General features: G+C 70.4%; 15 protein-coding genes. 11 read left to right on the forward strand and 4 right to left on the reverse strand.

What is annotated here, in order from left to right; translation table 11 throughout:
* Positions 1-427: 427 nt before the first annotated feature.
* Complete coding sequence (locus ABZU32_RS31135; protein ID WP_354852098.1) at positions 428-859, reverse strand: DUF5318 family protein; 432 nt, start codon at positions 857-859, stop codon at positions 428-430.
* Positions 860-1,005: 146 nt separating this feature from the next.
* On the opposite strand from ABZU32_RS31135, the gene ABZU32_RS31140 reads away from it, so the two are divergent.
* Together ABZU32_RS31140 and ABZU32_RS31145 are read left to right on the forward strand one after the other, a co-directional pair.
* Positions 1,006-1,662: a PadR family transcriptional regulator gene (locus ABZU32_RS31140; protein ID WP_354852100.1), complete on the forward strand. Its 657-nt coding sequence runs from the start codon at positions 1,006-1,008 to the stop codon at positions 1,660-1,662.
* Between the two features lie 13 nt (positions 1,663-1,675).
* Complete coding sequence (locus ABZU32_RS31145; protein ID WP_354927622.1) at positions 1,676-2,755, forward strand: inositol-3-phosphate synthase; 1,080 nt, start codon at positions 1,676-1,678, stop codon at positions 2,753-2,755.
* 88 nt (positions 2,756-2,843) lie between these two features.
* Here the strand turns inward: ABZU32_RS31145 and idi are convergent, their stop codons facing one another.
* Complete coding sequence (gene idi, locus ABZU32_RS31150; protein ID WP_354852104.1) at positions 2,844-3,443, reverse strand: isopentenyl-diphosphate Delta-isomerase; 600 nt, start codon at positions 3,441-3,443, stop codon at positions 2,844-2,846.
* A 327-nt stretch (positions 3,444-3,770) separates the two neighbouring features.
* On the opposite strand from idi, the gene ABZU32_RS31155 reads away from it, so the two are divergent.
* Entirely contained in the window at positions 3,771-5,072 is a 1,302-nt protein-coding gene (locus tag ABZU32_RS31155; protein ID WP_354927624.1) for an MFS transporter, read from the forward strand.
* Positions 5,073-5,121: 49 nt separating this feature from the next.
* Here the strand turns inward: ABZU32_RS31155 and ABZU32_RS31160 are convergent, their stop codons facing one another.
* Both ABZU32_RS31160 and ABZU32_RS31165 read right to left on the reverse strand, forming a co-directional pair.
* Positions 5,122-6,504 carry an aspartate aminotransferase family protein gene (locus ABZU32_RS31160; protein WP_354927626.1) on the reverse strand — a complete coding sequence of 461 codons (1,383 nt, stop codon included), beginning with the start codon at positions 6,502-6,504 and terminating at the stop codon, positions 5,122-5,124.
* Positions 6,505-6,583: 79 nt separating this feature from the next.
* Positions 6,584-7,990: a CCA tRNA nucleotidyltransferase gene (locus ABZU32_RS31165; RefSeq protein ID WP_354852110.1), complete on the reverse strand. Its 1,407-nt coding sequence runs from the start codon at positions 7,988-7,990 to the stop codon at positions 6,584-6,586.
* 183 nt (positions 7,991-8,173) lie between these two features.
* On the opposite strand from ABZU32_RS31165, the gene ABZU32_RS31170 reads away from it, so the two are divergent.
* The 8 genes from ABZU32_RS31170 (at position 8,174) to trxA (ending at position 17,566) form a co-directional block, all read left to right on the forward strand.
* Positions 8,174-8,752, forward strand: a complete 579-nt coding sequence (locus ABZU32_RS31170) for a YbaK/EbsC family protein (RefSeq protein ID WP_354852112.1) — start codon at positions 8,174-8,176, stop codon at positions 8,750-8,752.
* 46 nt (positions 8,753-8,798) lie between these two features.
* On the forward strand, positions 8,799-11,033 hold the full coding sequence (locus ABZU32_RS31175; protein ID WP_354927628.1) for a DUF6049 family protein: 2,235 nt from the start codon (positions 8,799-8,801) through the stop codon (positions 11,031-11,033).
* A complete protein-coding gene (gene murJ, locus ABZU32_RS31180; protein WP_354927630.1) occupies positions 11,030-12,643 on the forward strand; it encodes a murein biosynthesis integral membrane protein MurJ in 1,614 nt (537 codons plus the stop codon). The genes ABZU32_RS31175 and murJ overlap by 4 nt, the downstream gene beginning before the upstream one ends.
* Before the next feature lie 181 nt (positions 12,644-12,824).
* Positions 12,825-14,327: a protein kinase family protein gene (locus tag ABZU32_RS31185; protein ID WP_354927632.1), complete on the forward strand. Its 1,503-nt coding sequence runs from the start codon at positions 12,825-12,827 to the stop codon at positions 14,325-14,327.
* A 13-nt stretch (positions 14,328-14,340) separates the two neighbouring features.
* Entirely contained in the window at positions 14,341-14,988 is a 648-nt protein-coding gene (gene sigM, locus ABZU32_RS31190; RefSeq protein ID WP_354927634.1) for an RNA polymerase sigma factor SigM, read from the forward strand.
* Complete coding sequence (locus ABZU32_RS31195) at positions 14,978-16,045, forward strand: zf-HC2 domain-containing protein (RefSeq protein WP_354927636.1); 1,068 nt, start codon at positions 14,978-14,980, stop codon at positions 16,043-16,045. The genes sigM and ABZU32_RS31195 overlap by 11 nt, the downstream gene beginning before the upstream one ends.
* A 237-nt stretch (positions 16,046-16,282) precedes the next feature.
* Positions 16,283-17,230 carry a thioredoxin-disulfide reductase gene (trxB, locus tag ABZU32_RS31200; RefSeq protein WP_354927638.1) on the forward strand — a complete coding sequence of 316 codons (948 nt, stop codon included), beginning with the start codon at positions 16,283-16,285 and terminating at the stop codon, positions 17,228-17,230.
* Positions 17,231-17,242: 12 nt separating this feature from the next.
* On the forward strand, positions 17,243-17,566 hold the full coding sequence (gene trxA / locus ABZU32_RS31205) for a thioredoxin (RefSeq protein WP_354852124.1): 324 nt from the start codon (positions 17,243-17,245) through the stop codon (positions 17,564-17,566).
* Positions 17,567-17,826: the final 260 nt, after the last annotated feature.

Below are 17,826 nucleotides of genomic sequence, written 5' to 3' on the forward strand. Positions count from 1 at the left end.
GGGACCCCTGCGCGGGTCGCCGGCCCGGGCACGCGGGTCCGCGGCGGCCGGGCGGGGACGGGGCGCCGCGCCGGAGCGTCCCGGCGACGACCGGGTGTCCCACCCGGCGTCGGCACTCTGCTGCGGCGCCGCGCGCCGAGCCGAGCCCTGGTCGTACGCGGGCGCGGAGCCCTGGTCGTACGCGGGCGCCGACCGCGGCGCGGGGTATCCACCGGCGGGCGCGTCCCCTTGCGGAGAGCGACGGCGCCGCCCGGGACGAGCTGATCCACCGGCGCCCTCGGCTTGCTCGGGGCGACCGGTCGGCTCTGGGCCATAGCTGCTGTAACTCACGCGTCCTCGTTGGGTCATCTGGCGATCTGGAGGTCTTCGACGTCTGTCTGCGGCAGGCGGAGAACGTGCCTCCCGGGGGGAACTCGACTGCGCATGGCTACGTCTCCGCGGGGTCCCCGCCTGAGTCGGAGTCGATCTGTCGCATGGTGTCCGAGCTGCCCGGTGGCCCGCCATTGCCCAGGACGAAGGAAACCGTCAGGTGATTCCATGAGCAACCTTGGCAGACCTCGACAACGTAGACCCGGAATTCCTCGTATTCGCGGGCCATCTGAACAAGGTCTGACGTGGCCTTTACGCGCCCTGCGCTGCGACCCAGCGCGTCACCGTACACGTATGTGACATGGGTCACGTTCCGGTGCTCACAGATGGGGCAGACGCGCTCCGTCGGCTCACCGTGGTACCGAGCGGCACGCAAGAGGTAGGGATGCGCATCGCACACATCACGCCTGGCCGTGCGGCCGGAGCGAAGCGACAGGATCGTCGCTCGCTTCGCGAGGCCGTAGTCCACGACCCCTCGCTGTGACCACATGAGCGTCAGACTACGACTTTTTTATCTATTCCGCCCAACCGCTTGACGGATTTCTTGATTGCGCAGTATGCCGACGCGACGTATCCTCAGGATGTATCGGCTCGATACATCGACGGGACACATCGCTGCGAGAGGGGGCGGTTCCAGTGGCGGTCGGCAAAGGCGGAGTGCTGGAACTGGCCGTGCTCGGCTCGCTCCACGAGACGCCCTTGCACGGCTACGAGCTGCGCAAACGGCTCAACGCCCTGCTCGGCATGTTCCGTGCGTTCTCCTACGGTTCGCTCTATCCCTGCCTGCGGCAGCTGCTCGCGAACGGGCTGATCGCCGAGGAGACGCCGGAGGAGACCGCCGCCGGCACCGGGTCGCAGACCGCGCTCGACAGCGGCCTGCCGCTCACCGGGCGCCGGTCGAAGATCGTGTACAAGCTGACGGCCGAAGGCAAGGAGCGGCTCCACGAGCTGCTCACCCAGGCGGGCCCGTCCTCCTGGGAGGACGAGAGCTTCGGCGTCCACTTCGCCTTCTTCCGCCACACCGAGGCCGAGGTCCGGCTGCGCATCCTCGAAGGCCGCAGAAGCCGCCTCGAAGAGCGGCTCGACGGGGTGCGCACCGCTCTCGCCCGCACGCGCGAGCGGCTCGACAGCTACACCCTGGAATTACAGCGCCACGGCTTGGAATCGGTCGAGCGCGAGGTGCGCTGGCTGAACGAGTTGATCGATACCGAACGAGCGCAAGCCGTCCGGGCAAGAGCGGACAGGGCACAGGCGCAGGACGCCGAGCCCGTTCCTGATGAGACGAACGAGTAAAGGAGCGAGTGCCATGGGTTCCGTGCGCGTAGCCATCGTCGGTGTCGGCAACTGTGCCGCAGCGCTGGTCCAGGGCGTGCATTACTACCGGGACGCCGATCCCGGCGTCCGGGTGCCCGGTCTGATGCATGTCCAGTTCGGTGACTACCACGTCGGTGACGTCCAGTTCGTGGCCGCCTTCGACGTCGACGCCAAGAAGGTCGGGCGCGACCTGTCCGAGGCGATCGTCGCCTCGGAGAACAACACCATCAAGATCTGCGACGTGCCGCCGACCGGCGTCACCGTGCAGCGTGGCCCCACATATGACGGTCTTGGGGAGTACTACCTCGAGATGATCGAGGAGTCGGACGAGCAGCCGGTCGACGTGGTCGCCGCGCTCAAGGCCGCCAAGGCGGACGTCCTGGTCTCCTATCTCCCCGTGGGCTCGGAGGATGCCGACCGCTACTACGCGCAGTGCGCCATCGACGCGGGCGTCGCCTTCGTCAACGCGCTGCCGGTCTTCATCGCCTCCGACCCGGTCTGGGCGCAAAAGTTCACCGACGCCGGCCTCCCCATCGTCGGCGACGACATCAAGTCCCAGGTCGGCGCCACCATCACCCACCGCGTCATGGCCAAGCTCTTCGAAGATCGCGGGGTCGAGCTGCTGCGCACCTACCAGCTCAACTTCGGCGGCAACATGGACTTCATGAACATGCTGGAGCGCAAGCGCCTCCAGTCCAAGAAGATCTCCAAGACGCAGTCGGTCACCTCGCAGATCCCGCACGAGATGGCGAAGGCCGACGTCCACATCGGCCCCTCCGACCACGTGCCGTGGCTGGACGACCGCAAGTGGGCCTACGTCCGCCTGGAGGGCCGCTCCTTCGGCGACACCCCGCTGAACCTGGAGTACAAGCTCGAGGTGTGGGACTCCCCGAACTCCGCCGGCGTCATCATCGACGCCGTCCGTGCCGCCAAGATCGCCATGGACCGCGGCATCGGCGGCCCCATTCTGTCGGCGTCGTCCTACTTCATGAAGTCGCCGCCGGAGCAGTACTCCGACGACGACGCGCGCGACGCTGTTGAAAAGTTCATCCGCGGCGAAGTCGAGCGCTGACCACGAAGCCGGAACAGAAGACGCCCATGGTTCCACGTGAAACCATGGGCGTCTTCCGCGTCTCGTACGCCTTGGGTGAGCAGGTGCGTCAGGTCCCCGAGGACGGGACGCGGGCGGCGGGCGGCAGGTCGGCGGGGTCGGCGGTGGGCCAGGTATAAGGGTCGGAGCCGAGGGCCGCCAGCAGCGGCACCTGTTCCCCGCACCACGGTGAGATCGCCAGCAGGCCGCACATGACGTCGTCGGTGAACTCCTTCCACGGCATCCAGCGGGCGTCGCCGACCTCCTCGGGGTTCGGAGACGGCTCGGCGGACACCACGGCCCGGTAGACCGGGCACATCTCGTTCTCCACCGTTCCGTCCCGCATCACCGCGCGGTAGGCGAAACCGGGGAGCATCAGCTCGACGTCGTCGGCCTTCAGGCCGAGCTCGTGGGACAGCCTGCGCCCGACCGCCTCGGCCAGCGGCTCCCCGGGCAGCGGGTGTCCGCAACAGCTGTTGGTCCACACTCCGGGCCAGGTGCGTTTGTGCGAGGCGCGCCGGGTGAGCAGGACCCGTCCCTCGCCGTCGAACACATAGCACGAGAACGCCAGATGCAGCGGGGTGTCGGCCCCGTGCACGACCGTCTTGGCGGCGGTGCCGACCGCCTCACCCCGCGCGTTCACAAGCACGACATGTTCGTCATGGGTCACCTGACCGAGGGTACGTGATCATGTCGGGTAGACGGACTGCGCTGAAGTGCTCTCACGGCGGCCGGGCCGGAAAACGGTCACACCTAGGTGATGATTCGTCATTCCCGGTGGGCCAAGCCTCTACCTGACGCCAAGCGGATCCGCTGGAAAACCGCCTTCCACCTCGCAGGTGGTACCGGAAGCCCGGGCACGGTGGGGCCGCCGGCCGAGGAAGCGACGGCACCGGCTCCTGCGGCCGGATCGACCGGGATGGTTCATCACCTGTTGGGGGCGAATCAGGGTTGTTCCCGATGTGTTCCACGACACATGCCCAGTAGGCTGGCCCGCGTGTCATTCGTCTCCGACCTCCGTGCCGTCCTTCGAGGCCGGGACTTCAGACGTCTCTACGCCACCCGCCTGGTCTCGCAGTTCTCGGACGGCGTCTTCCAGTTCGCCGTGGCCGGCTATGCCTTCTTCACCCCGGAGAAGCAGACGAGCGCCGCCGAGGCCGCCATCGCGTTCGCGGTGCTGCTGCTGCCCTACTCCGTGCTCGGGCCCTTCGCCGGGGTGTTCATCGACCGCTGGTCGCGGCGGCAGATCCTGGTCATCGCCCCGATCGTCCGCGGCGTGCTCCTCCTGGGGGCCGCGCTGCTCGTGGCGCTGGGCACCCCCGACTGGTGCTTCTACGCGGCGGCCCTCGCGGTGCTCGGCGTCAACCGCTTCTTCCTGTCCGCGCTGAGCGCGTCGCTTCCGCACGTGGTCGAGGAGGAGCGCCTGCTGCTGGCCAACGCCGTCACTCCGACGTCGGGCACGGTCGCCACGTTCGTCGGCGCGGGCGCGGGCTATCTGCTCCGGCTGGCCTTCGGCCCCGAGCACAGCGGCACCGCCGGACTGCTGATCGTCTCGGGCGTGGTGTTCGGAATGAGCGCCCTCATCGCCTCCACCATGCACAGGGATCTGCTCGGCCCCTCGTTCGACCCGAACCTGCCGCAGACCCGCCAGGCGGTGCGTCACGTCATGAGCGGCCTGATCGACGGTGCGCGCCACGTGGTGCATCTGCGGGCTCCGGCGGCCGCGCTGGGCAGCATGGCCGCCCACCGGTTCCTGTACGGGCTGACGATCGTCATGACCGTGATGCTCTACCGGTACTACTTCACCTCCGACGTCGAGGCCGGCCTGAACGAGGTCACCGGCGTGCTGGCGAGCTCCGGCGCCGGCTTCTTCATGGCCGCGCTCATCACGCCGTGGGCCACCGAGCGCTTCCGCCCCGAGGCATGGATTCCGATCATGCTGGCCACCGGAGGAGTACTGATGCTGGCGCTCTGCCTGCCGTTCCAGGAGATCGGCTTCGTGGCCATGGGCTTCGTCCTCGGCGTGACGGGGCAGAGCGTGAAGATCTGCACCGACACGATCGTGCAGCGCGACGTCGAGGACGCCTATCTCGGGCGGGTCTTCTCCATCTACGACATGCTCTTCAACGGCATGCTGGTCGCCGCCGCCGCGGCCGCCGCGCTCTTCCTGCCGGCCAACGGCAAGTCGTACACGGTCCTGCTGATCGCCTCCGTCGGGTACGTCGCCAGCGCCGTGGTCTACCGGCTGGTCGTCGGCGTCACCACCCGCCCCGCCCAGCCGCAGCAGGCCGCCCGCTGAACCTCCGTCGCACGCCGGTGCCACCCGGCCCCGTTCGGCCGAGCGTGGATCAGGGGCTCAGCGTGGCCACGGCGGCCGTCATCGCCCCCGTGATCGCGGCGAGGTCGCCCGGGCCGGTGCAGTAGGGCGGCATGGTGTAGAGGAGGCGGCCGAAGGGTCGCAGCCAGACGCCGTGCGCCATCACGACATTCTGCATCTTCTCCACGTCCACCGGCTCGGCCGTCTCGACCACGCCGATCGCCCCCAGGACGCGGACGTCCCGGACGCCGGGAGCGCCCACGGCGGGGGCCAGGCCCTCGGCGAGCGCGGCCTCGATGCGCTTGACCTCCTCCTGCCAGGGCCGTTCGCCCAGCAGGGTGAGGGAGGCGTCGGCGACCGCCGCGGCCAGCGGGTTGGCCATGAAGGTGGGACCGTGCATGAGCACCCCGATGCGCTCGGCCACCTCCTCGGTGCACAGGGCGGCGGCCATGGTCAGGTAGCCGCCGGTCAGGGCCTTGCCCACGCACATGATGTCCGGCCGGACGCCCGCGTGGTCGCAGCCGAACATCTCGCCCGTGCGCCCGAAGGCGGTCGCGATCTCGTCGGCGATGAGCAGGATGCCGTGCTCGTCGGCCAGTTCCCGCAGCCTGCGCAGGTAGGCGGGATGGTAGAACCGCATGCCGCCCGCGCCCTGCACCACCGGCTCGACGATGATCGCCGCCAGCTCACCGGCGTGCCGTGCGACCATCACGTCGAGATGGCGCAGATACGCCTCGTCAGGGATCGCCGGTTCGGCCGAGACGCCGGGGCGTGCCGGTTCGGCCGATCCGCCGGGGATCGCCGGCTCCGACGATCCGCCGGAGATCTCCGGTCCGGCCGGCGGGCGGCCAGGCGCCGAGGGCGAGGAGGCTCTGGGGCGCAGACCATAGTCGGCGGGGGGACGATCGGCGAAGACGTGGGCGGGAAGGACGCCGCCGAACAGGTGGTGCATGCCGTTCACCGGATCGCAGACCGACATCGCCCCGAAGGTGTCGCCGTGGTACCCGCCCTTCACGGTGAGCAGGCGGCTCTTACCGGTGGCCTGCACGGCCATCTTGATCGCGACCTCGACGGCCACCGACCCGGAGTCGGCGAGGAAGACCTTGGGGAGGCCGGTCATCTCGGCCAGGCGCCGCGCCAGGCGGACGGCCGGCTCGTGGGTGAGGCCGCCGAACATCACATGCGCCATATCACCGAGCTGGTCGCGTACCGCCGCGTCCAGCCGAGGGTGCCCGTACCCGTGGATCGCCGACCACCAGGACGACATCCCGTCGATGAGCTCACGGCCGTCGGCGAGCGTCAGCCGGACGCCCTCGGCCCTGGTCACCGGGTGCGCCGCCACCGCCGCGGCCGCGGCGGTGTACGGGTGCCACAGGTGCCTGCGGTCGAGCTCGCGCAGCTTCTCGGCGTCCATCCCGCCACCCTAATCGGGGCCCGCCTCCGCCTCGGCAACCCGTCCACCGAGATCAGCGAGCAGGGCCCTCCCAGGACGGTCAGGCGGAGCCGGGGAGGAGGTCCTGGTCGCGGGCCCAGGTCAGGAGAGCTTCGCGGGCGGCGTCCTTGCCGACGATCCCCTGGTCGAGGCGCATGTCCAGCAGGAACTTGTACGCCTTGCCGACCACGGGGCCCGGGCCGACGCCGAGGACCTGCTGGATCTCGTTGCCGTCCAGCTCGGGCCGCATCTTGGCCAGCTCCTCCTCGTCGGCGAGGCGGGCTATGCGCACTTCCAGGTCGTCGTAGGTGCGCGACAGGGCTTGCGCCTTGCGCTTGTTGCGGGTGGTGCAGTCGGCGCGGGTGAGCTTGTGCAGCCGCTCCAGCAGGTGGCCGGCGTCGCGGACGTACCGGCGCACGGCGGAGTCGGTCCACTCGCCGGTGCCGTAGCCGTGGAAGCGCAGGTGCAGTTCGACCAGCTGGGAGACGTCGGCGACGACGTCCTTGGGGAAGCGCAGCTCGCCGAGGCGCTTCTTGACCATCTGCGCGCCCACGACCTCGTGGTGGTGGAAGGAGACCCGTCCGGCCTCCTCGTACCGCCGCGTCTTGGGCTTGCCGATGTCGTGCAGCAGGGCCGCCCACCGCAGGACGCGGTCGGGCCCGGCGGTCTCCAGGGCGATGGCCTGCTCGAGGACGATGAGGGTGTGCTCGTAGACGTCCTTGTGGCGGTGGTGCTCGTCGATCTCGAGCCGCAGCTTGGGCAGCTCGGGCAGGACGTGGGCGGCCAGGCCGGTGTCGACCAGGAGCCCGAGGCCGGATCGCGGGTCGTCGCCGCAGAGCAGCTTGTCGAGCTCGTCGCGGATGCGCTCGGCGGACACGATCTCGATGCGGTCGGCCATCGAGGTCATGGCGGCGACCACGGCGGGGTCGACGGTGAAGCCGAGCTGGGAGGCGAAGCGGGCGGCCCTGAGCATCCTCAGCGGATCGTCGTCGAAGGACTGCTCGGGCGTGCCCGGGGTGCGCATCACCTTGGCGGACAGGTCGGACAGGCCGCCGTACGGGTCGACGAACTCGTGCCCGGGGAGCCGCACGGCCATGGCGTTGACCGCGAAGTCACGGCGCTCCAGGTCGGCTTCGAGGGTGTCGCCGTAGACGACCTCGGGCTTGCGCGACTTGGGGTCGTAGGACTCGCTGCGGTAGGTCGTGATCTCCAGGACCCAGTTGCCCTTGCGGACGCCGACCGTGCCGAAGTCGATGCCGATGGTCCAGATGGAGTCGGCCCAGTCTTTGACGATTTCCAGCACCCGCTCTGGGCGCGCGTCGGTGGTCAGGTCGAGGTCGTTGCCGATGCGGCCGAGGAAGACGTCGCGAACCGAGCCGCCGACGACGGCGAGCTCGTGCCGGTGCGCGGCGAACAGGTCGCCGAGCTCATCGGCGATCGGGGCGATCCGCCGAAATAGGTCGATCACGGCCCTCTGCTGACTAACGCTCAGATTTGAGACGGACAAGCTGGGTAGGTCCTTCGGTTACGGAAGCAGATCTCCGAGCTAGCCCTGGTGTAACCCACCCGGGGATACACCCCGAGCGATCACCAGGTTACGGTCGGTCGTAGGTCTGTCGGGGGCACCCGGACAAGACAAGGAGCACGAGAGATGAAAGACGCCCTCGCGATCCACCGCCGGCTCCTGTCCCACCAGATCCACCATGAGATCGTACGGCTTCCCCGCGCCTTGACATGCGCCGACGACCTCCCCGCCATTCTCCACGTCGACCCCGCTTCGTGCATTCGGGTGACGGTCTACGAGGTCACCACCCGCAACCAGCGCGAGCCCGTGGCCGTGGTCACCACGGTCGCCTCGCCTCCGCGGCCGGGAGCCGTCGGGGCCCTGCTCGGCGCCCGCCGGGTGCGTCCCGCGCCCGCCTTCCTGGTGAACTCCGCCACCGACTACGCCGCCACAAGCGTGTCACCCCTGCTGCTCCCGGACGACCTCACCGTGCTGATCGACGAGCGCCTGGCCGAGCACGGCGACCCCGACGCCCTGGTCTACACCCCGACCGGCGAACGGCGCACGGCACTGCGTCTGAGGGCCCTCGACCTGCTGTCTCTCACCCGCGGCAAGCACGTCGACCTGGAGTCCCCCCGGCACAGGACGGTGCGCATGCCGGGCACGCGCGAGGTGCGGCCGGTGAGGGGCGCCCCCCGCTGCGAATCGCCGCCCGCTCTGCTTTAGGCCATACCATTCTGGGCGTGCGCCCAACTCCACCCCTGGCCGGCACGTGACCCGCGGAGCCGCCCTGATCGTCGCGCTGACCGCCGCGTTCCTCACGCCGGCGGCCGTCGCCGGTGCCTCGGCCGGTCCGGCCGGGGCGGGAACCGCACAGGTCGCCGCCGCGCCCCAGGCACGCCCCGCCCACGCCGCGACCGCGCCCCGGGGCCTTGCGGCCGACGCGCAGACCACGGCCCGGGTCCGCCAGGCTGACGCCTCGACGTCGGGCCGGCAGGAGACCCAGATCGTGGTCAACTCGATCACGCCCCAGGCGCCCCGCGATTCCACCACCGAACTGAAGATCTCCGGGGCCGTCGCCAACACCGGCGGCACCACCCTCAACTCCCTCACGCTCCAACTGCGCTTCTCCCGCCAGCCGTTCGCCACCCGCGCCGAGATGCAGGCGTTCGCCGACGGCGGCCCCATGCTGGACTCCACCCGCGAGTCCCTGGTGGTCGGCCAGCTGGTGGCCTCGCAGAAGGTCCCCTTCGAGTTCGCCACCACCCCGGCGAAGCTCGGCATATTCCGCTTCGGCGTCTATCCCCTCACCATCCAGATCATCGACGCGGCCGGGCGGCCGCTCGCCGCGCAGCGCACGTTCCTGCCCTACGCCCCAGCCGGCCAGCAGGTCGCCCGCACGAAGATCTCCTGGGCTCTCCCCCTCGCCGACCAGCCCCACCGCGGCGACGACGCCACCTTCGTGGACGACGCCCTGCACGACGCCGTGGCCGACGACGGCCGCCTGGGCAAGATCCTCAAGCTGGCCGAGACCTCCGCCAAGGGCGTGACCTGGTTCGTCGACCCGGCGGTGCTCGACGACGCCCAAGCCATGGCCAAGGGGTACACCCTCAAGTCCGGCGACAAGGCCGAGAGCCGGCCGGGCGACCAGACCACATCGCAATGGCTCCAGCGGCTGCGCACCGCGTTGCAGGACGTCCCCGTGTCCGCCCTTCCCTACGCCGATCCGGACATCACCGCGGTCAACCACCACGGAATGGACACCGTCACCGGCACCGCGCTCAAGCAGGGCGCCGCCGTCGCCACCGAGGCGCTCGGCAAGGACGTCACCACCGCCGTGAACTGGCCCGCGGCCGGGGTGATCGACCGCGACGCGCTGGACGTCCTGGCCGTCGGCGACGTGCGCACGGTGCTGCTGAACGCCTCGGCGCTCCCCCCGAGCACCCCCGTCACCTACACCCCCGACTCCGCCGCCACGGTGGACACCGTCAAGCGGCCGGTGCGCGTGCTGCTGGCCGACCCCGTGCTGAGCGAGCTGGTCGCGACGACCGGCACCTCCGGGCCGGGCGTGGCGGCCCTCACCACCCAGCGCTTCCTCGCCGAGACCGCGATGATCAGCGCCGAGCGCCCCACCGAGTCGCGCGCGGTCGTCGCGGCGCCGCCACGCCGGTGGAACCCCGACCCGGCTTTCGTCACCGCGCTGCTCAAGACGGCGGCCTCGGCGCCCTGGCTCAAGCCCGTCTCCCTGGGCTCGGTGAAGCCCTCGGCCGACACCGCGATCCCCCGCACCGACCTCGTCTACACCGACAAGGACCGCCAGGCCGAGCTGAGCCGGGCCTACATCGGCGGGGTCAGGAAGCTCAGCAGGCGGGCCGAGCTGACCGCCACGGTCAGCGCCGACCACCGCAGGGTCTTCGACACCGCCGTGCTCCGCGCCGCCTCGACGGCCTGGCGCGGCCGCGCCGGCGCGGCCGGGCCGTTGCTCAAGCAGCTCGACGCGGCCGTGACCACCCGCACCGACGCCGTCTCGATCACCGGCCGCGAAGGGCGCACGCTCGCCGGCAAGAACGGCACCGTGCCGATCAGCATCCGCAACGACCTCGGCGACCAGGAGGTCACCGTCGGCGTGCGGATCACCTCCGGCGACCGCAAGCTGCTCACCATCGGCGCCTACGAGTCGCCGGTGACGATCAGTCCCGGCAAGACGCGGCCGATCGACATCCCGATGACCGTCAACGGCAACGGCGGCGACACGACGGTGAAGGTGCAGCTCACCACCGCCGACGGCATCCGCTACGGCGCTCCGGTGGAGGTCTCGGTGCGCACCACGGGGTACGCCGCCATCGCGCTGGTGATCGTGGGCGCGGCCGTGGCCGTGATGCTCGCCGCGGTGCTGCTGCGCGTCCTGCGGCGCCGCTCACGCAAGGCGGCCAGGACGCGGGGCGCCATACGCGGCCGGCCGCAGTCCGTACCCGAACCGGCACAGCAGCGAGAGGGGCCTTCATGAGCCGGATGTTGCGCGCCAGCGCGATCATGGCCGCGGGCACCATGGTGTCCCGCCTGACCGGCTTCGTGCGCACGGCGGTGCTCGCCTCGGCCATCGGCGTCGCCGCCCTGGGCGACGCCTACAACATCGCGTACACGATCCCGTTCATCCTGTTCGACCTGCTCATCGGCGGCGTGCTCAGCAGCGTCATCGTCCCCATGATCGTCAAGGCGCAGAAGCACGACGCCGACGGCGGGCGCGCCTACGAGCAGCGGCTGATGACCGTGGCCACGCTCGCCCTGGTGGTGATCGCGGTGGTGGGCGTGCTGTGCGCGCCGCTGCTGATCGGGCTGCTGACCACCGACCTGCCGGCGCTCGACGCCGAGGTCGCCACCACGCTGGCGCGCTACATCCTGCCGCAGATCGCCTTCTTCGGCATCGGCGCGATCGCCGGCGCCATCCTGAACACCCGCGACCGGTTCGCGGCGCCCATGTGGGCGCCCGTGCTGAACAACGTCGTGGTCATCGGGGTCGGCCTGCTCTACCACTTCGTGAGCCGCGCGGGCGGGAACCTCCACGCGGTGACCGGCTCCGACCTGGCCCTTCTCGGGCTCGGCACCACGGCGGGCATCGTCATCCAGTCGATCGTCCTGGTGATCTCGGTGCACCGCGCCGGGTTCAGGTTCGTGCCCCGGTTCGACCTGCGCAACGCCAGGCTGGGCGAGATGGGCCGGGCCGGCGTGTGGACGCTCGCGTTCGTCCTGCTCAACCAGGTTTCCTACATCGTCACGACCAACCTGGCGACCGGCGCCACGGCGAAGGCCGGGAAAGAGCACGTCGCCGGCATCGCCTCTTACAGCTACGCCTTCCAGCTCTTCCAGCTGCCCTACGGCATCATCGCGGTCTCGGTGATCACCGCGATGCTCCCGCGCATGAGCCGGTACGTGCACGAGGGCGAGTACGGCGCCATCCGCGAGGAGTTCGCCTCGGGCGTGCGCCTGGTGTCGTGCGTGATCGTGCCGTGCGGGCTGCTGCTGATGGTCCTCGGCCCGGCGGTGACGGTGCTGATCTTCGGGCACGGCAGCACCTCGGTCGACGACGCGGTGAACATGGGCAACGTCCTGCAGGTCTTCGGGCTCGCGCTGGTGCCGTTCTCGATCTACCAGCTGCTGCTGCGGGTGTTCTACAGCTTCGGCGACACCCGCACCCCGGCGCTCGTCGCCGCCGGCAACCTCGCGGTCAACGCGACGGTGAGCTACATCCTGTACCTCACGCTGCCGCCGCGGCTGATCGTCATGGGGCTCGCCGCGTCCTTCACCGCGGCGTACGTGGTCGGCGGGACGGTCGCCTGGACGCTCGCGAGCCGGAAGGTCGGCGGCGGGCTGGGCGGGCGCATCGTCGCCTCCGGGCTCTCGCGGATGTACACCGCCGCCATCCCCGCGGCGGTCGTCGCGCTGGCCGCGTTGTGGGCGATCACGGAGTTCGCCGGCGTCACGCCGCTCAGCTCGGCCATCATGCTGGTGGCGGGGGGTGGGCTCGGCGGGGCGCTCTACCTGGTGACGTCGCACCGCATGCGCATCGCCGAGATCAGCTCGATCATTGGACTTGTGGCGGGGCGGGTAGGCCGCTAGTCATAGGTAACCCGGAAGTCCGGTTCGCCCGTGTTCAAAGGGCAACACGGACGAGACCCGCGCCGGACTACGATGGTGCCCGGCGCACGGTGACGATCGTGCGCCGCCGGCTGACGAGGAGCAGGAGGGGCGTGGGGGCATTCGCACGGACATCGCCCGCGACCAGGGAGAGGATCACCTCATGAGCGCCCCGGCCGTGGAGCCCGGCGGCCGACTGGCCGACCGGTTCCGCCTGGAAGACCGCGTCAGCGAGTCGGGTGGCGCCACGTTGTGGAAGGCCATCGACGAGGTGCTCGCGCGGCCCGTCTGCGTCCTCACGCTGGACCCCGACTTCGACCGCGTGTCCGAGGTCGTCACCGCGGCCCGCAGGGCCAGCCGCCTGACCGACCCCCGGCTGACGCAGGTCTTCGACGCCGCCGAGGAGAACGGCCAGGCGTACGTGGTGAGCGAGTGGGTCACCGGCGAGTCCCTGACCGACATGGTCTCCTCCGGGCCCATGGCGCCCGAGCGGGCCGCCGCGCTGGTGGCCGAGGCCGCCGAGGCGGTCGCGCACGCCCACGAGGCGGGCCTGGCCCACCTGTGCCTGACCCCCGACCGTCTCATCTGGACGGCCGGCAGCACGGTCAAGCTGCTCGGACTGGCCGTCGACGCCTCCCTCAGCGACATCGAGAGCGACAGCGCCGCCCGCGAGGACGCCCAGGGGCTCGGCCGCCTGCTGTACACCGCGCTGACGGGAACCTGGCCGGGTGACGGCGACGTCGACCTGCCGCCCGCGCCGATGGACGACGGCAAGGTCTGCACGCCGCGCCAGGTCACGGCCGGCGTCCCCGGCTTCCTCGACGCGATCACCTGCCGCGCCCTGATGCAGGAGCCGCGGCGGGGGCTGCCCGCGCTGGCGACCCCGGCCCAGGTGGCCGAGGCGCTCGCCGAGGTGCCGCGGCCCGCGCCCGTGCCGGTCTCGGCGACGCCTCCCGCGGTGACCCTGCGCTCGGAGGCCCCGCCCGACACCGAGCCGCCCCGCCAGTCGCACACCACCGCGCACCAGCGCCCGCCCATGGCGCCCATGCCGCGCCGTTCCGGCGGGGTCGCGGGGCGCGTCGGGATCACGGTCGTGGTCCTGCTGGTCATCGTGGCCGTCGGCGTCGGCGCGTGGACCTTGGGGCAGAGCCTCGGCAAGCGCCCTACAGCGCCCTCCGCGTCCGCCTCTCCTTCGCAGGCGTCCCAGCCCAAGATCACAACGGTGCGGCCGGCGAGCGCCAACGGGTTCGACCCGCTGGGCAGCGACCGTTCCGAGCATCCCGAGTGGGCCCCCCTGGCCATCGACGGCAAACCGTCCACCGAGTGGCACACCGACAAGTACAACAGCGCCGACCTCGGCGGGCTGAAGAAGGGCGTCGGCCTGCTCGTCGAGCTGGGCAAGCCGACGCCGATCGCCGATGTGGTGGTCTCACTGGGCGACACGCCCGGGTCCAGCATCGAGCTGCGGGTCGGCGACTCGGCCGATCTCGGGGCGCTGAAAACAGCCGCCAAGCAGGAGAACGTCTCCGGCACGGTGACCCTCACACCGGAGAAGGCGGCGACCGGCCGGTACGTTTTGATCTGGTTTACGCGCCTTCCGGCCTTTGAGGGGAAGTTTCGTGGCACCATCTATGACGTAGTGGTGCACTCTCCCGGATCGGCATAACAGGACACGCGTTGTGAACCCTCCTCCCGATAGCCCGCCGGCGGCTACTCAGCACGCCGCACGGTCCGCGTTGTCCGACGCCGACCTGCTGACGAGCCATATCGGCGGCGATCCACACGCCTTCAGCGAGATCGTCCGGCGCCATCGCGACCGCATGTGGGCGGTGGCCCTGCGTACGCTCGGTGACCCCGACGAGGCCGCGGACGCCGTGCAGGACGCCTTCGTCTCCGCCTACCGCAAGGCCGACAGCTTCCGCGGCGAAGCGGCCGTGACCACCTGGCTCCACCGCATCGTCGTGAACGCCTGCCTCGACCGCATGCGCCGCAAGTCCATCCGGCCGGTCGCCGACGACGAGCTCGTCGAGGCGGCCGAGCGGGACACTCCGATGCCCGACCAGACAGGAGAGCGCGACGTCTCCATGGAGGTCACGGCCGCGCTCAAGCTCCTGCCGGCCGACCAGCGCGCGGCGCTGGTGCTGGTGGACATGATGGGATATTCGGTCGAGGACGCGGCCCAGGTGCTGGGCGTGCCGACCGGCACCGTCAAGAGCCGCTGCGCGCGGGGCCGTGCCAAACTTGCCCCGATTCTTTCCCATCTGCGGAACCGATCGGACCTAACTCGCGTCTCATCCGCGAAGGGAGCAGAACTTCGTGACGGGTGATACGCACTACGATATGGAGATCCTCGCCGAGTTGGCAGAGGGTCTTCTCGACGGCGCCACGGCCGCGCGGGTCCGCGAGCATCTCGCGGTATGCGATCCCTGTGGGGAGAGCCTCGCCGACCTGGCGGCGGTCCGCGAAATGCTCGCGGGAGTGCCGGTGCCCGCGATGCCCATGGGCGTCGCGCTCCGCATCGACAAGGCACTAGGCGCCGAAGCCGAGACCAGGCGGTCCGGTGGCGGGCTCAAGCTCGACGAGGCGCCCGACTGGGATCGCATCATGGCCGACTCCCCCTGGGAGGCCATGCCGGATTCCCCGTGGGAGACCGCGCCGGAGCCGCCCTCGACGGTCGGTGAGCCGCCGTTGCGGGCCGTGCCCGTGGTGGCCGCCGTGGAGGAGCCGCCAAGGCCCTCGGCGCCGCAGGTCCCAGAGCCGCAGGAGGTCGTGCGCCTCGGCGTCGTGGCCGATGACGGCACGGTCGTCCCCGCCAGGCGCCGCAGGGCGTCCCGGCGGCGTTCCTGGCAACTGCCCGCGATGGCGAGCGCGGCGGCCGCGGTCGTCATCGGCGTCGCCGGAGTATCGGCGGGCCTGCTGTCGGCCACGGGCACCGACGGAGGAGCCGGGAACGGTTCCATCGCCCTGCCGGTTCCCACGACCGCCGCGCCCAGCGCGGAGCCGTCGAAGGACGTCGCGACCACGGGCCCGGCCCATCCCGGCCGGAAATACGTGATCGCCAGCAGCGACTTCAACTACTCCGACACGGTGCTCAGAGGGCCGCTGAACACCTACGTCGGCGCCTACGGCCCCGGCTCGACCGGCGACGAATCGAGCGATCCCGCGGTGATGCGGTGCATCACCCGCATCTCCGAGCAGGTGGGCGACCAGCTCGGCCTGCGCAAGAATCCCAACCCGATCGGCGTCGACCAGGCCTTCTACGAGGGCAGCGAGGCCACGGTGATGGCTTTCTGGAAGAACCGCCTGCACAACGCCGTCTGGGTGTACGTCGTGGACGACAACTGCCGCAACATGCGGCCGCCGTCGGTGAGCCGCTGGCAGTAGGGCCGCTCGCGAGCGGGCGCCCGCCTGCTCGCGATCCGGAGTCGTGAGAAGTCCTCCGCGGGTTCCGCGGAGGACTTCTTCTTGTGGAAGGCGCGGCTTTCCTGGGACGGGAATCCCGGACGCCTAGGATCTGTTGACGCCACTGCATCCACCAACGGATAACCCCAGAGCCGGGCAGCGTGCGGCGACGCACACCGGCGACGCGCCGGGACCACCATGCGCAGAAAGGCGAGAGGCGTGAGCGACGTCCGTAACGTCATCATCATCGGGTCGGGCCCGGCCGGCTACACGGCCGCGGTCTACGCGGCACGCGCGGATCTCAACCCCCTCGTGTTCGAGGGCTCGGTCACCGCTGGTGGCGCGCTCATGAACACCACCGACGTGGAGAACTTCCCGGGCTTCCCGGACGGCATCCTCGGCCCGGACCTGATGGACAACTTCCGCAAGCAGGCCGAGCGCTTCGGCGCCGAGCTGGTCGCGGACGACGTCGTCGAGGTCGATCTGACCCAGACGCCCAAGGTGGTCAAGACGCCCACCGAGACCTATCTGGCCAAGACCGTCATCGTCGCCACCGGTTCGGGGTACCGCGAGCTGGGCCTGCCCAACGAGAAGCGGCTGTCCGGGCGCGGCGTCTCCTGGTGTGCCACCTGTGACGGCTTCTTCTTCCGCGACCAGGACATCGTGGTCGTGGGCGGCGGCGACACCGCCATGGAGGAGGCCACCTTCCTCAGCCGGTTCGCCCGGACGGTCACGGTGATCCACCGCCGTTCCGAGCTGCGCGCCAGCAAGATCATGCAGGACCGCGCCTTCGCGAACGCGAAGATCCGCTTCCTCTGGGACAGTCAGGTCGTCGACATCATCGGCGAGAACCGGGTCAGCGGCGTCGTCGTCCGCAACGTGAACACCGGCGAGCAGACCGAGCTGGCCGTCGGCGGCCTGTTCGTCGCCATCGGGCACGACCCGCGCAGCGCCCTGTTCAAGGGCCAGCTCAAACTGGACGACGAGGGCTACATCAAGGTCGAGGGGCAGAGCACCAGGACCAACCTGGACGGCGTCTTCGCCTGCGGCGACGTCGTCGACCACACCTACCGCCAGGCCATCACCGCCGCGGGCACCGGCTGTTCGGCGGCGATCGACGCCGAACGCTGGCTCGCGGACAACGCAACCGCCACCGCCACCAGTTAAGGGGAGAACACCGTGGGCGACATCAAGTCCGTAACCGACGCCACCTTCGAGGCCGAGGTGCTCAAGAGCGACAAGCCGGTGCTCGTGGACTTCTGGGCCGAATGGTGTGCCCCGTGCCGCCAGGTCGCGCCGGTCCTTCAGGAGATCGCCGCCGAGCACGCCGACAAGCTGACCATCGTCAAGATCAACATTGACGAGAACCCGGCGACTCCGCGCGACTACGGCGTACTCCAGATCCCGACGCTGAACGTCTACAAGGGTGGAGAGGTCGTGAAGCAGATCATCGGCGCCAAGCCGAAGGCCATGCTGCTCCGCGAGCTCGACGGCGTCATCTAGGCGCTCCTGCGGCTCGTGCCGTCCGCAACCGTGCGAGCCGTACCACCCCGCCGCCTCCTTCCGGGCGGCACCCCACCCAGCAGAGCCCTCCTCGCCCATCGGCGCGGGGGGCTCTGTTCGTACCGGAAGCTCCGTACGGCCTTGGGGTCGTCTATGCCGGTGGCTCTTGTTGTGCGCAGGGCCCGGGGGTGCGGTCGGGCCGGTGGTGCACAGGGAGCTGTGGTGCAGAGGGAACTGTGATGCATGGGGCGGTGGTGCGT

This window comes from Sphaerisporangium sp. NPDC005288, assembly GCF_040607475.1.
In the GTDB taxonomy this organism is placed as follows: Bacteria; Actinomycetota; Actinomycetes; order Streptosporangiales; family Streptosporangiaceae; genus Sphaerisporangium; species Sphaerisporangium rhizosphaerae.